13 protein-coding genes are annotated in these 13,663 nt (G+C 70.7%); 2 read left to right on the forward strand and 11 right to left on the reverse strand.

Translation table 11 applies throughout. The features are described 5' to 3' along the window. Positions 1–120 precede the first annotated feature (120 nt). Positions 121–1,047 (reverse strand): hypothetical protein, encoded by a 927-nt coding sequence (locus tag ACZ3I4_RS19660; RefSeq protein ID WP_465383376.1) that lies wholly within the window; start codon positions 1,045–1,047, stop codon positions 121–123. Between the two features lie 79 nt (positions 1,048–1,126). On the opposite strand from ACZ3I4_RS19660, the gene ACZ3I4_RS19665 reads away from it, so the two are divergent. Then, the gene (locus ACZ3I4_RS19665) at positions 1,127–1,624 is read left to right on the forward strand and encodes a DUF2238 domain-containing protein (RefSeq protein ID WP_465383377.1); all 498 of its coding nucleotides are present in this window, start codon (positions 1,127–1,129) and stop codon (positions 1,622–1,624) included. A 68-nt stretch (positions 1,625–1,692) separates the two neighbouring features. Here ACZ3I4_RS19665 and ACZ3I4_RS19670 read toward each other — a convergent pair whose 3' ends face one another. The 10 genes from ACZ3I4_RS19670 to ACZ3I4_RS19715 all read right to left on the reverse strand — a co-directional run bounded on the left by ACZ3I4_RS19670 (position 1,693) and on the right by ACZ3I4_RS19715 (position 10,690). Then, positions 1,693–2,730: an MSMEG_0565 family glycosyltransferase gene (locus ACZ3I4_RS19670; protein ID WP_465383378.1), complete on the reverse strand. Its 1,038-nt coding sequence runs from the start codon at positions 2,728–2,730 to the stop codon at positions 1,693–1,695. After that, positions 2,727–3,551: a carbon-nitrogen hydrolase family protein gene (locus ACZ3I4_RS19675; RefSeq protein ID WP_465383379.1), complete on the reverse strand. Its 825-nt coding sequence runs from the start codon at positions 3,549–3,551 to the stop codon at positions 2,727–2,729. Before ACZ3I4_RS19675 ends, ACZ3I4_RS19670 begins: the two co-directional genes overlap by 4 nt. Further along, complete coding sequence (locus tag ACZ3I4_RS19680) at positions 3,551–4,366, reverse strand: carbon-nitrogen hydrolase family protein (RefSeq protein WP_465383380.1); 816 nt, start codon at positions 4,364–4,366, stop codon at positions 3,551–3,553. The genes ACZ3I4_RS19675 and ACZ3I4_RS19680 overlap by 1 nt, the downstream gene beginning before the upstream one ends. A gap of 67 nt (positions 4,367–4,433) precedes the next feature. Continuing rightward, positions 4,434–5,783, reverse strand: coding sequence for an MSMEG_0567/sll0787 family protein (locus ACZ3I4_RS19685; RefSeq protein ID WP_465383381.1), 1,350 nt, complete (start codon positions 5,781–5,783; stop codon positions 4,434–4,436). Between the two features lie 141 nt (positions 5,784–5,924). Next, positions 5,925–6,143: a hypothetical protein gene (locus ACZ3I4_RS19690; RefSeq protein WP_465383382.1), complete on the reverse strand. Its 219-nt coding sequence runs from the start codon at positions 6,141–6,143 to the stop codon at positions 5,925–5,927. A 141-nt stretch (positions 6,144–6,284) separates the two neighbouring features. Next, a complete protein-coding gene (locus ACZ3I4_RS19695) occupies positions 6,285–7,337 on the reverse strand; it encodes an MSMEG_0568 family radical SAM protein (protein WP_465383383.1) in 1,053 nt (350 codons plus the stop codon). A gap of 5 nt (positions 7,338–7,342) precedes the next feature. After that, on the reverse strand, positions 7,343–7,855 hold the full coding sequence (locus tag ACZ3I4_RS19700; RefSeq protein ID WP_250029383.1) for an MSMEG_0572/Sll0783 family nitrogen starvation response protein: 513 nt from the start codon (positions 7,853–7,855) through the stop codon (positions 7,343–7,345). A gap of 48 nt (positions 7,856–7,903) precedes the next feature. After that, complete coding sequence (locus ACZ3I4_RS19705; protein ID WP_465383384.1) at positions 7,904–8,707, reverse strand: amidohydrolase family protein; 804 nt, start codon at positions 8,705–8,707, stop codon at positions 7,904–7,906. A gap of 325 nt (positions 8,708–9,032) precedes the next feature. Beyond that, the gene (locus tag ACZ3I4_RS19710; protein WP_465383385.1) at positions 9,033–10,415 is read right to left on the reverse strand and encodes an MSMEG_0569 family flavin-dependent oxidoreductase; all 1,383 of its coding nucleotides are present in this window, start codon (positions 10,413–10,415) and stop codon (positions 9,033–9,035) included. Beyond that, positions 10,412–10,690 carry an MSMEG_0570 family nitrogen starvation response protein gene (locus ACZ3I4_RS19715; protein WP_465383386.1) on the reverse strand — a complete coding sequence of 93 codons (279 nt, stop codon included), beginning with the start codon at positions 10,688–10,690 and terminating at the stop codon, positions 10,412–10,414. Before ACZ3I4_RS19715 ends, ACZ3I4_RS19710 begins: the two co-directional genes overlap by 4 nt. Positions 10,691–11,088: 398 nt before the next feature. On the opposite strand from ACZ3I4_RS19715, the gene ACZ3I4_RS19720 reads away from it, so the two are divergent. Next, on the forward strand, positions 11,089–13,650 hold the full coding sequence (locus ACZ3I4_RS19720) for a tetratricopeptide repeat protein (protein WP_465383387.1): 2,562 nt from the start codon (positions 11,089–11,091) through the stop codon (positions 13,648–13,650). Positions 13,651–13,663: the final 13 nt, after the last annotated feature.

Below are 13,663 nucleotides of genomic sequence, written 5' to 3' on the forward strand. Positions count from 1 at the left end.
TCTCCGCCAAGGGCGGCCCTCCGCCGGCGACTCTGGAACCGGGGCGGCCGGCGACTCTGGAACCGGGGCGACGTGGACGCATTGCGGCGTCCGGGGTCAGGACGGTGGCCGGCTCACCAGTCACTTGGCGGGCAGAGCCCCCGTGTCGAGAGTCGCGCCGACGATGTTGCCGATGACGATGTCGCAGGACGTGTTAGCTGACCGATACACGCGGCCGGTGACGGCCCAGATCAGGGGACGCACCCCGGCGGGCTGCACACCGGAGAGGTGGCACAGTTCCCGGTAGCGGATGTCCTCGGTCGGCACCCGGCGAAGCGCCCGGTCGGTTGCCGAGACCGTCGTGGTCCAGCGTTCGCCGCTGTCGAGGATGTGGCCGACCGTCACGCGGCAGCCCCGGGCGGTCGCGATCGTCCGCCACTTGTCGTTTTCCTGGACCCGGGCGACGTTCACTGCACAGGACTCGCTCGGGCCGTAGATGAGGGCTTCGACCGGAAGCCACAAATTGGTGAGCGTCCGCACAATCATGATCAGCACGGCAATGCCGAGTACGGCCGCGCCGAAGGACGGACTTCCGACGAAACGCCACGGCCGGAAAGGCGGATTGTCCGGATGAATTCCCGATTTTCGGCGCCACCAGGAGGGAAAGGCGGATATCAGGCGCCCGGCGAAAACGAGACCGAGCCCGATAAGCGCGACAATTTCCAGCTGCTGCCAGAGATAGGGAGCCGGGGACACCGCCAGGGCCAGCACGGCACACAGCGTGGTGATCGTCGTGAGCGGCCCCCAGCCGTGCCGTCGCCACAGGAGGACGGCGCCGCCCGCGAAGGCGATGAAGAGCAACGGAAAGATCTGATAGCTGTACGAGGTCATGGTGCCCAGCAGCACGCTGATCGGCGCGGTGGTGAGGAGCGCAGCCGCCGTCGTCAGCGAGAAGTTCGCACTCGCGTACGCCTTGAGAAGCGTGAAGAGCACCAGCCCGGCCGCGCCATAGGTGGCCACATGCTGAAGATCCAGCGACGCGCCCTTGTCGTCCTGTTCCGTGCCCATTCCCGCGCCTCCCCGAAGTCGGTCGGCTTGACGACTCGGAGCCTATCGATTCACCCCGCCCCGGCATAGCATTCGCATCATGCCGGACAGCCGCATTTCCGACTGGACCGCCCGGGCGGGCGAATTCGTGGCCCTGGCCGGATTCGTTCTCATGCTCCTGCAATCGAGAAATGAACTCGCCATTCGATTTCTGATCTTGTCGGCGGCGATGGTTCTGCTGCGCCGGGCCGATCTGCGGCCCTCGGCGGCAGCGGCGGTCGCCTTCACCGCGGTGGCGGCCACGGTCGCCGCGACCACCAAGCTCTACGAGGTCCCCGGCGTCGACACGATGATGCATACGCTGGTGCCGGCGGCCATCGTCGTCGCGCTCGACGCCTCGGCGACACGCTTCCCGGCCGCCACCCTGGCCATCACGGCCGGCCTGGCGTGGGAGCTGTACGAGTGGCTGGCCGTGAACATCATCGGTGTCGGCTCGATCCGCATCGACGCCCCGGACACCGCCGCCGATCTGGCCGCCACCGTCGTCGGGGCGCTGGCGGCCACCGGTCTCGGACACGCCCGAAGGCTGACCGGATAGCCGCGCGCGGCAATCACAAAGGCGGGAAGCCACGCGCGCGAATCACAAGGACCGGACAGGCGCCGGAGTCAGAGGGACTCGTAGAAGGCGACGTGCCGCCGGGCGGCCGACTCCCACGTATGCGCGGCGGCCAACGCACGCCCGGCCGCCTGGCGCGCCGGGTCGGGTTCCTTGATCGCGGTGGTCAGCGCCTCGGCCAGCGACGCCGGGCCGGTGCCGTAGGTGACGGCGTCGCCGAAGACCTCGCGCAGCACCGGGAGGTCGCGGACCACCACCGGGACGCCGGCGGCCAGGGCTTCCATCGCGGCCAGTCCGAAGCCCTCCTTGGTCGAGGGAAAGGCGAACACGGCGGCGCCGGCCATCAGGGACGGCAGTTCGTCGTCGGGCACCGGCCCGAGTACCGACGGCGTCACGTCCAGCGAGGCGGCCAGGGCATCCCATTCGGCGCGATAGGCCCGGTAGTCGAACAGCGTCTCGCCGCCGGCGATGACCAGGCGCAGCGACCTGTCCATGAGGGCGTACGCCCGCAGCAGGTCCAGCGAGCCCTTGCGGGGTTCGATGCCGCCCACCGACAACAGGTACGGGTATCCCGGCGAAGCGGGCCGGGCCGAGGCGAAACGGTCGTACGCGACGCCGTTGGGGATCACGGTGGCGGTCCGGCCCCAGCCGTCGCGCAGCTCCGCCGCCACGGCCGACGAGACGCAGATGTGCGCGTACGGGCGGGTCAGGGCCTTTTCGTGGCAGGCGATCAGCTCGGGCGTCGTGAACTGGTCGATGTGGTGCACCGTGCGCACGCAACGGTCCACGGCGTTGGCGCTGATGCAGTCCTGGGAGTGCACCAAGTCGTACGCGCAAGGGGTGAAAGCCTCTCGCAGAAGCTTGATCGAACGCAAAATGCGGGCGCCGACGGACTCGCCGGGGCGGTCGGGGAACGGCACCACGGCGAGGTGCACGCGCGGGTCGACCGGACGGAAGAAGCCGCCGCCCCGGCCGAGGGTCCATACGGTGACGTCGTGTCCGAGGGCGGCCAGCGCCTCGGCCAGCGACAGGGTGTGCACGACCCCGCCGCGGGGCCGTGTCGAATAGGTCAACAGCGCGATCTTCACCGGTACGCTCCGGGACGCAGCTCGTCGAGGTGGCTCAGGACCCGTCGCGCGGCGGCGATCTCCCCCGCGACGTCCAGCTCGGCCACGGCCAGACCCGCTTTGGCCCACGTACGGGCGAGGACGTTGCCGGCCGGGCCGACCACCTTGGCCTGGCCGAGGAAACGCATGCCGCCCGCGGCCCCGGTCTGGTTGGACGACACGACGACGACCTGGTTCTCGGCGGCGCGGGCACAGTCATAAAGGTCGAACAGCCGCGACTGACGGTCCTGCGACATCTTCGGCGCGGCGTTGGTGATGCTCGCGGGCCACGCCGACAGGCAGGCCACGATCTGCGCGCCGTCGCGGGCCAGCGTGCGCGCCGATTCCGGGAACGTCTTGTCGTAGTCGATCAGCATGCCGATCCGCCCGACCGGCGTGTCGAACGCGGCGAACGTGTCCCCGGCCCGGTACGCGATGCCCTCGGCCGCCGGCAGGTGAACCTTGCGATGCCGGCCGAGCACGGCGTCGCCGGTCAGGCAGACGGCCGCGTTGTAACGATCGTCGCCGTCGGCCTCGCAGAACCCGACACAGACGACCATGTCCCGGGCCGCCGCGGCGATCTGCTCGAAGATCGAATCGTCCGGCTTGAGGGCGGGCGGCAACGCGGCCGGGTCGGGACGGCGCAGGTCGGCCAGGTATCCGCCGAGCGCCGCGTCGGGCAGCACGAGCAGTCCGGCCCCGGCGTCGCGGGCGTCACCGATCAGCTTTCCGATCCGCCCGAGGTCGTGCTCGAGGTCGCGCCCGAAATGCGCCGCGGCGGCCGCGATCCTGGTAACGGCCATCAGAGGTACGCGGCCGGTCGGCGATCGCGCAGATGTCCCATGTACCGCCGCGCGGCCGCGAGCGACCCGGCGACGTCAACGGTGGCGACGGCCATCCCGGGCGCGCAGCCGGTCGTGGCCAGCACATCCCCGCCCGGGTCGACGACCTTGGCGCTGCACACGAACCGCAACGACCCGAACGTGCCCGCCTGATTGGCCGACAACCACACCACCTGGTTCTCCAGAGCTCGGGTCCGGTCGAACAGGTCGAACCGGCGCGTCCACCGATCCTCGGCCAGGTCCTCCGGCGCGTTCGTCCGCGACCCCGGCCAGGCCGACACACAAACGATGATCTCCGCGCCGTCCAGGGCCAGCGAACGCGCCGACTCCGGAAACGCCTTGTCATAGCAGATCATCAGCCCGACCCGCCCGACCGGAGTGTCGAACGCCGCGAACGAGTCCCCCGACGAGTAACTGGCATCTTCGCGCAGCGGCTGGTGCACTTTCCGATGATTGCCGAGCACGCGCCCATCGCCGACGCAGACCACGCTGTTGTACCGCGCGCCGTCGCCCCCGTCCTCGCAATAGCCCGCGCACACCACCATGTCGCCCGCGAGCTCGATCAGCCGCCCGATCTCGGCCCCGTCGACGCGCAGTGCCGGAGGCCGTTCGGCGTCCCCGTCCAGATCGGCGAGATAGCCCCCCAGACAGGCCTCAGGCAGAGCCAGCAGCCGTACGCCCTCAGCCCGGGCCGCCGCGATCAGCTTCTCGATGCGGTGGAAGTCCTCGTCGAGATCACGGTCGAACCCCTCCGCGACCGCAGCCACTTTGATCATGCCGTCCCTCCTCGCACTCACCGTGCCCGCCGTTCATGCCACAGATCCGGTTTCCCGTACGCGCCACTCATGCCACGGCCCCCATGCCGGTCACGGCGCCGGCCAACGCGGTGGTGACTTCCCCGTCCGGCCAGCGCAGGCCGACGCCACGGCCGGCGACGAGTTCGCCGCATTCGGCGGTGACGGCCGGCCCGGTCGGCGCCGGACGCTGCGGCCCGGCCGTCAGCATCGCGAACCCCGGGAAACACGTGAGCCAGTCCCCCATCGTCGCCGCGGCCGGTCGTGGCACCGCCGCCACGTCGAGGACTGCCCCGCAGCCGCTGGCCTCGGCGAGCATCCCGAGCGTCCCGACGACACCCGCCATCGACACGTCCTTGGCCGCCGCGGGCCGGGCCGCCGCCACGAACCCCTGCATCGCCCGCAGATCCGCACCGCTTCGCCGGCTGGTGGAATCCCACTGCCGCCCCTGATATCCCGGACGCCACCCGCCACCAAGGTCGGCCGTGAGCCGAATCCGCTGGCCGGCCCGGCCGCCACCACCCGGCACCGGGTGCGCGGCCCGCCCAAGAGCCGTCGCCGACAGCGCCGCCGGCACGCCCAGCTGAGTGTGCCCACCCAGAATCGGGATCCCGTACGCCTCGGCGCCCGCCCGCAGTCCAGCAAGAATCCCGGCCGCGGCCGTCGCATCGCGCGCCCCCACCGCGTTGAGCAGCCCGACCGGCGTGGCCCCCATGGCCGCCAGATCATTCACATTGACCAGAACCGCACACCAGCCCGCCCAGGCCGGATCCCGCTCCACCATCGACGGCAGAATCGCATCACAGGCCGCAATCAGATCCGTTCCCGGTACGGGAGCCCCGTCGTCCCCGACGAACCCGGCCCCACCCGGGTTGAGCCCGTCCAGCAGCCCGCCCAGCGGATTCTTGGTCGCCGCAGCCAGGGCCGCGATCCGCCCGATCGGCCACCGCATCAGGTGGTGGGGCCGCCCGGCCACGCTCACTGCCCGCACCGCCTGCCAGCCCAGCCGCTCGAACATCCGCCGGAACCGAACCTGAACCGTCGCCTCGAACCGCAACGCCCCCGCCTGCTCCGCCGCCGCACACGCCGCACGCACAAGCGCCGGCCCGATCCGCTGCGCCCCCCGCACAGCCGGATCGACTACCAAACGGCCACCTTGCCACCACCCGATGTCCGGTCCCTCCGCAACCGGCCCCAGCCGTACCCCACCCAGCAGAGCCCCACTCGAATCGCGCGCCTCGAGCACAATCGTGCGCGAATCATCATCCCGGTCATCCAGGTCGCTACCCGCGAACAGCCCTTGCTCCCCCACGAACACCCGCCGCCGCAGCCGGTAGTAGTCAGTGCGCACTCGCGCAGGCTCAATCAAAAACCGCGGCGCCCCCAGCAGCGCCGGCACAAGATCAGTCACCGCCGCCCCCTAGAAAGCTCCGCTCAAAACAGCGCACTCGCTCATCCACGCGCACCCGCTCAGCCAGGTGCTCATCCACGCGCACCCGCTCAGCCACGTGCAGTCGCTCATCCACAAGCAACCGAGCAACTACGCGCGACCGTTCATCCCCGCGCATTGCGCCGATCGCCCACCGCCGCGAACCCACTCCCCGCTGCTCAAATGCGCATGACCGCTCAACTCTTCGCGCACCCGCACCCGCACGTGCCCGTGGTTGCTCAATCGCGCAGCGTCGCTCATCCCCGTGCAGTCGCTCATCGCGCACTCGCTCAACTGCGCGCAGTTGCTCATCCACGCGCGGTCGCTCATCCACGTACGGTCGACGGTCCTCGCCCGGTTGACCGTGTATGCGCGAGCTTATGAACATGAGCGGACGGTCGGCGGCTTGGGCGCGGGTGCTTTGTGCGGGAGTGGTTGACTGCGCGTTGCTGCGTGACGTTGCGCGTTTGGTCATCCGCCGGCCGCCTGCAGGACGCCGCAGGCGCCGCACGCGGCGCAGCCTGCGGTCTGGTCGGCTCCTAGCATTCCGGCTTCCTTCAGCAGGGCTGCTACTCGGGCGGAGACGTCGCGCACGAGCGACGGCGCCGGGGCGGGCACCCCGTCTCGGCGCGCGAGCGTTCCCGGCATCGGGCGGAACGGGACAACGAACGGGTAGACGCCGCGCGCGATCAGGTTGCGGCAGCCTTCCACCAGGTCGTCGGGGTTCTCGCCCAAGCCGATCAGCAGGTACGTCGAGACCTGGTTGCGGCCGAAGACCGAGACTGCGTAGTCCCACGCCGCCTCGTACTCGGCCATGGGCACGGAACCCTTGCCGGGCATCCATCTGCGGCGGATCTCGTCGTCGAGGGCCTCGGCGTGGATGCCGATCGACACCGCGCCGGCGTTGTGCAGGTCCTGGATGACGGTCAGGTCGCCGGGGGGCTCGATCTGGACCTGGATCGGCAGGCCGGGGACCCGGTCGAGCACCGCGCGCACCGAACGCACGAGGTTGCGCGCACCGCGGTCGGGGCCGACGGTGGTTCCGGTCGTCATGACCATCTGGCGGATGCCGTCGAGCCGGACGGCCGCCTCGGCGACCTCGGCCAGCTGAGCCGGTGTCTTGGCGGCTACGGTTGCGCCGGCGTGCAGCGACTCCTCGATCGTGCAGAAACGGCAGCGCTCGTTTTCCGCGTACCGGATGCACGTTTGCACGACTGTGGTCGCCAGCACGTCGCGGCCGTGCAAACGCGCAATTTTCTCGTACGGGATGCCGTCCGCTGTGGACAGGTCGTAGAAACGGGGGCGGTGCACGACTGTGAGCGAAAGGCCGGTGTCCGACTCGCCGAGCCACAGCCGGTCATCCCGTACGGAATAGGGACTTTGCGGGTTGATCGGGAGGGCGGCGTTGCCCCCGTCGATCACCAGGTGGCCGTCGTCGCTGGGACCGGCCCCCGCCGGGCGGCGCACGGGTGTGGGCACCCGCACGCCGCGTACGGCGAGGTCGGCTCGAACGTCGAGGGACATCGGGATCAGAGCTGGTACGTCGAGTTGATGATCGCGCCCTTGCGCGCATAGTGGATGAGCGCGTCCTGCACGTCGAGCGGGTGCGTGGGGATGACGCCCTCGATCAGGTCCTCCTCGCGCGCGCCGTGCAGCGACAGGCCGAACCGGCAGCAGTAGACCTTGCCGCCCTCGGCCATGAAGGTCTTGAGCGAATTGTTGATGTTGTGCTCGCCCGGGAAGGCGCTCGTGCCGGTGGTCGGGAAGCCGCGGGTGGCCAGGCAGTTCAGCGAGCCGGGGCCGTAGAAGTAGATCGCCGCCTCGAATCCCTTGCGCAGCGCCCGGGTGGCCTGCAGGACGGCGACGAAGCTGACGGACGACTCGTGCGCGATGCCGTGCACGAGCGTGAAGTAGCTCTGCCCCTCCTCGGCCTTGTAGTCGGGGAAGACCTTGGTGCCGCCGTAGATGCTGGATCCCTCGGACAGGGCCGGGTGCGGGATCTCGTTGAGGCTCTTCTGCTCGAGGTCGGTCAGATCGGTCACGGTCGTCTCCTTGTGTCTTGTGTCTTGTCGTCTTTGTTGTCGATGGGGTCAGCCGTACAGCTTTTCGAAATTGGTCCGGAAGACGGCGTCGCCGAGCTCACGCCCGGACGCCGCGGCTTGGAGGCGGGCCAGCTCGCCGGCGTGGTCGCCCCACGGCTCGTCGCTGGCGAACAGCACCCGGTCGTGCCCGATCCCGCGGTGGTCGATCTCGTCGGCCAGCCACCGCGGGGCGAAGCCGATGGCCCACGACAGGTCGGTGTAGACCTGCTTGCCGGCCGTGATCCAGTCGAAGAACCGGCCGCTGATCAGCTTGATGTGACCGCTCATCCCGCCACCGAAATGAACAAGATGGATGCGCACATCGTCGCCGTGCCGCTCGACCAGCTGCCCGACCCTGTCGATGTCGGACGCCGCGCCGGGCGAAGTGTGCACATGAACGACCAGGTTGTGTTCGCGGGCGGCGGCGAAGATCGGCTCGAGCCCCGGGTCGTCGATGCTCCCGCCGAGCAGAAAACTGATCTTGAGGGCCCGTACGCCGGGTTCGCCCGCGAGCTTCAACGCCTGCGCGGTGCGCGCACGATCGCTCTCCAGAGCGCTCACCCACAGACCGCAACGCAGACGCTCGTCCCGCTGAGCGGCCTCGACGACGAGATCGTTGAAGCCGAACGCCACCTCGGGGTCGGGCACCCCGTAGTTGGGCAGGATCAGCGCCCGCGAAGTCTTCTCCCGATCGAGGTCCCGCACCAGCTCGTCGATCGTCGCCCGCGCGGTCACGTCCGGTTTGACCGGCGGCCCGCCATAGAACGGATAGGCCGGCAGCACGCCGAGATGGCGGTGCGCATCGTGCGTCATGCCGCACCTCCGCCGACCACACCGGCGGAACCGGTCGGACCGCTCGCACCATGGGCGGGAACGCCTGCCGCACCGGTCAATCCGCGCACTCCAGAACCGCACAGGCCGCCAGCGAAAATGAGCACGCCGCCAGCACTCGTTGCGGCTGGGCACCTCGTCGGCGGCGCCGGGCAGGTCGGCGTCACACCACCCACTCCGCAACCGGGCACGCCGACAACATCGTGAGTCATGCGGCCCCTCTGGGTCCGGGAACGCCGGCAGCGCCGGTCGGTCCACTCACTCCGGAACCGCACACGAGGCCAGCACCGGTCATGGCCAGCACCGGTCATGCCGCCCACTCCAGGTCCGGGTATGTCTCGGTCGGCGTTCCGGCCAGCCAGCTCACTCCCTCGGCCACCTGCATGCGCCGGGCCCGGCTGATTTGATCGCACAGGTGCTCGGCGTCGCGCGCGACGCCGGCGAAGCGCCCCGACCCCCACGTGTGCTGCCACGGCAGCCCCAGGAAGTACAGCCCCGGGCAACTCGTGACGCCGCGGTCGTGGGTCGGATAGCCACGGCCGTCGAAGACCGGCACCTCTACCCAACGGTGATCGCGGTGGAAGCCGGTGGCCCAGACGACGGCGCCGAGTCGGCGAACCTCGAGCGGAGCCGCGGGCACGCCGGGCGAAGCTGTGGGAACGCCGGACGAACCTGCGGGCACGCCGGGCGAAGCTGTCGGCGCCCCGGGTGAAGCTGCGGGCACGCCGGGCGTCCACACCGGCTCGTACCGCTTCTCCACGGGCGCCTCGATCCCACGCTGTCCGATATATGCGTCGATAGCGTCTTTGATGCCTTCGGCCACGGCGTCGGCGTTGTCGAGATTGCGCGCGAGGTCGTCGGCGAACGTCACCGACGAAGCGGATATGTCAAGCAGACGGCCGTGAAGCTGCATCCCCTCGGTGGCGAACCGGCGCAGATCGATGTCGCGGCCGCCGCCGCGTCCGGTCATGTAGTGGTTGGCCCGCAGCCGCACCTCGTCCGCATTGCCGAACTCGTGCACGCTCTTGTCGTAATGGCCCATCTCCTCGAGCCAGGCCAGAGTGTCCCGGCCGCGATACCGCCGGGCCGCCCGGGGCGCGCTGCCGACCGCCAGGTGCACCCGCCGCCCGGCCAGGTGCAGGTCCTCGGCGATCTGGCACCCGGACTGCCCGGTCCCCACCACCAGCACGTCGCCCGCAGGCAGCTGGTCCGGGTTGCGGTACTGCGACGAGTGCACCTGCAGGACGTCCGGCGGCAGCTTCTCGGCCAGCCGCGGCATCGCCGGCCGGTGATAGCCGCCCGTCGCGATCACGACCTGGTCGGCGGTGAGCGTGCCGTCGCTGGTGAGCAGTTCAAAGACGTTTCCCGTACGACGCAGGCGCGTCACCGCCACCCCTTCGCGCAGGGGCGGGTCGAAGCTCGCGGCGTACTTCTCGAGAAACGTGACCACCTCGGAGCCGGCCATGAAACCGTCCGGATCGTCCCCGCTGTAGGCATAGCCCGGCAACCGGCACTGCCAGTTGGGGGTGACCAGGCAGAACGAGTCCCACCGCCGGTCGCGCCACTCGTGCCCGACCCGGTCGCGCTCGAGCACCACGTGGTCGGCCCCGCGTTGCCGCAGATACCAGCTCATGCTCAGCCCGGCCTGGCCGCCGCCGATCACCGCGACGCCGGTGTGGGCCGCGCTCACGACTCGATCCCCTCGACGAGCACGTCGCCGGAGGGCTGCGCCACGGCGCGGGCCTCGACGAGGGCCAGGCTGCGGGCGGCGTTTCCGCACGGGAACCCGTACGCCTGCCGCACCCGCTCGCTCGCCTCGGTCAGAGCCGTCCGGCTGGTGGCGACGAACTCGCCGACCGGCATCCGCTGCCCGGCCGAGAAGAAGTCCTCGACCACTGTCGAGGGTGAGTAGATCCGTTGCGCCACGCCGTCCGGCCAGCGCACCAACACGTACCGTTCCGGCATCGCGTACCCCTCCACCGGCCCGTCCGCCCAGGTCGGGCGGCTGGTGATGGAGCTCAGTCAAGGAATCGCGGGTTTCGGCGGAGTTTCATCCGGAACAAGGGGCCGTTAGATGGTCCTCACTTCGGCCGCGCATGTCGGGCCCGTTACGGGCGTGCTGCGCCGGAGAGCAGACCGGTCCCGCGCCGTGTACTGGGGCAGGGCGCGGGACCGGGGTCCGGGTTCGACCGGCCTGCCAGGGCGCCGCACCAGCGACCCCCTGACCCCCGTGGCCGGTGACTCCACGCAGATGAGTGTGCGGCGCGAGCGGGCCGGATGACCGAAGTCTGGACGATTTTGGACGCCGGGCCGACGGACCCCTAGCCTTCGAACTTCTGACCTTCGATCCCCAGGAGCCGGCGATGCCGTTGACGCAGCTTCCCGACCCCGCCGGCGCGGGGTCGTTCGACGAGCTCGTCGAGTGCCTGCGGCTGCTCAAGGTGTGGGCCGGGGACATCTCGTACGAAACTCTCAAGGACCGGGTCAACTCGGCCTGGACCGCCGAGGGGCGCCCGGCCGCCGAGCTGACCCGCCGTTCCACGGTGGCCAACGCCTTCACCACCGGGCGACGGCGGCTCAACAACGACCTGGTGCTGGCGATCGTGCGGGCGCTGCATCCCGACGAGGACTACGTGGACCAGTGGCGCCAGGCCCTGCGCGTGGTGGCCGGCGAGATCGAGGCGGTGTCGCAGGTCCGGGTGCACGGCAGCCTGCCGCTGGACCTGGCCGGCTTCACCGGACGGGTGGGCGAGCTCGACACGCTCGCGCTGACCGGGGGCGCCTTCCTGATCTCGGCCATCGAGGGGATGGCCGGAGTCGGCAAGACCCAGCTGGCGATCCACGCCGCGCACCGGCTGCATGAGCGCAAGCCGTTCGAGCACGTGCTCTTCGTGAACCTGCGCGGGTTCCATCCGGACGCGTCGCAGCCCCCGGCCGAACCGGCGGCCGTGCTCGACGGGTTCCTGCGTCTGCTGGGCCGGCCCGCGCATCGCATCCCGCACGGCTTGGAGGCGCTCACCGCGGCCTATCGGCAAGAGCTTTCCCGCGTACGGGCGCTGGTTGTCCTGGACAACGCGGGCAGCGCGGAGCAGGTGCGTCCGTTGCTGCCGGACACCCCGGGCTGCGTCACCCTGATCACCAGCCGGCGGCGGCTCGGCGACCTGACGTCGGTGACCCACATCGCCGTCGACGTGTTCACGCCCGAGGAGGCGGTCGAGTTCCTGGCCGGTGCGCTCCCTGACGTGCCGGTCGGTCCCGAGCCGCTGGCCCTCGCGCAGATCGCCCGCAGCTGCGGCTATCTGCCTCTGGCCCTGGGCCTGATCGCCGGGCACATCCGGAACACGCCCGGCTGGAACCTCACCGACCACGCCGACCGGCTCGACGAACGCCACCGCGAACGCCGGCTGGACTCCGGTGTGGAGCTCGCGCTCGACCTGTCGTACCGGCATCTGCCCGCCGGTCAGCAGCGGCTGCTCCGGCTGGCGTCCCTGCACCCGGGGCAGGATTTCGACGCGTACGCGATGGCTGCCCTGGCCGGCGCGGATCTGGCCGAGACGCGGGCCGGGCTGGCCGCGCTGCGCACCGACCACCTGATCCAGGAGCCCAGCCCGGGCCGGTACACGCTGCACGACCTGGTCCGCGCCTTCGCCGCGTCCCGCGCGCACGACGAGGACACCCGCTCGGACCGGCACGCGGCCCTCTCCCGGTTCTTCGGCTACTGCCTGAGCGCCGCCGCGGCCGCCATGGACAGCATGCACCCGGTGGAGTTCAAGGACCTGCGGGCGCGTATCCCGCAAGCCACGTCACCCCTGCCCGATCTCAGCGACCCCGAGGTGGCGCTGGTCTGGCTCGACACCGAACGGCCGACGCTGGTGGCCGTGGCCGCGCACACCGCGACCCAGGGCTGGCCCGGTCACACCACGCTGCTGGTGCGCACGCTGGCCCGCTACTTCGGCGGCGGTCACAAAGACGACGCGCTCACCGTCTACGGTCACGCCCTGCGCGCGTCCCGCGACAACGGCGACCTCGAAGGGCAGGCGTTCGCGCTGACGACGCTCGGCGATCTGGAGGGGCAGCTCAGCCGGCCCAGCCGGGCCGAGAGTCACCTGCGCGAGGCCCTCGAGCTGTTCCGGCGGCTGGGGGACGCCGCCGGTCAGTCGACGGTGCTGTTCAACCTGGGCCGGCTCGCGGAGAAGAAGGGCCGCTACCCGGAATCGATCGAGTTCAAGCTGGAAGCGCTCGCGCTCGACCGCTCGATCGGGAACCAGGTCGGTGAGGTCGGCGACCTGGCCGGGCTGGGCGCGGTGCTGGAACGGGCCGGCCGGTACGACGAGTCGGCCTTCTACTACCGGCAGGCCCTGGCGCTGTCTCTGGAGATCGGCGACCCGTGGGGCGGGGGGTACGCCTCGAACGGTCTCGCCGAGCTGGCGCTGCACGCCGGTGACTACGCGGCGGCGGATGAGCATCTGCGTGAGGGTCTGCGCATGCACCAGCAGGTCGGCAACTTCTCCGGAACGGCCGGGCTGCTGACCACGTCCGGGGTGCTGCACACCCGGCTCGGCCAGATCGACCAGGCGGTCGCCTGCTACGAGGAAGCGCTGGCGATCTTCCGGGAGACCGGCGACGACCTGTACGAGGCGTGGGCGCTCAACGACCTGGGCGATGCCGTCCGCGTCTCCGGCCGTGACGCCGAGGCCCTGGGCCACCACACCGACGCGCTGCGCCTGGCCGAGGCGATCGACAGCCCGCACCAGACCGCCCGGGCCGAGCACGGCATCGGCCGGTCGTACCAGGCCCTCGGCGATCCGGACCGGGCCCGCGTCCACTACGAGCGGGCCCTGTCCCTCTACATCGACCTCGATGTCGTCCCCGAGGCCGCCGAGGTCCGCGCCCACCTCGAGTCCCTGTCCCCGGCCCGGGCCTGACCCATGGAGTTCG

It is taken from the genome of Actinoplanes sp. NPDC021490 (assembly GCF_055562135.1).

Coding starts and splice junctions, on each gene's coding strand:
- ACZ3I4_RS19665 (WP_465383377.1), top strand. CDS start 1,127: ATGCCGGACAGCCGCATTTCCGACTGGACCGCCCGGGCGGGCGAATTC.
- ACZ3I4_RS19705 (WP_465383384.1), bottom strand. CDS start 8,707: ATGACGCACGATGCGCACCGCCATCTCGGCGTGCTGCCGGCCTATCCG.
- ACZ3I4_RS19715 (WP_465383386.1), bottom strand. CDS start 10,690: ATGCCGGAACGGTACGTGTTGGTGCGCTGGCCGGACGGCGTGGCGCAA.
- ACZ3I4_RS19690 (WP_465383382.1), bottom strand. CDS start 6,143: ATGAGCGACCGCGCGTGGATGAGCAACTGCGCGCAGTTGAGCGAGTGC.
- ACZ3I4_RS19720 (WP_465383387.1), top strand. CDS start 11,089: ATGCCGTTGACGCAGCTTCCCGACCCCGCCGGCGCGGGGTCGTTCGAC.
- ACZ3I4_RS19660 (WP_465383376.1), bottom strand. CDS start 1,047: ATGGGCACGGAACAGGACGACAAGGGCGCGTCGCTGGATCTTCAGCAT.
- ACZ3I4_RS19680 (WP_465383380.1), bottom strand. CDS start 4,366: ATGATCAAAGTGGCTGCGGTCGCGGAGGGGTTCGACCGTGATCTCGAC.
- ACZ3I4_RS19695 (WP_465383383.1), bottom strand. CDS start 7,337: ATGTCCCTCGACGTTCGAGCCGACCTCGCCGTACGCGGCGTGCGGGTG.
- ACZ3I4_RS19675 (WP_465383379.1), bottom strand. CDS start 3,551: ATGGCCGTTACCAGGATCGCGGCCGCCGCGGCGCATTTCGGGCGCGAC.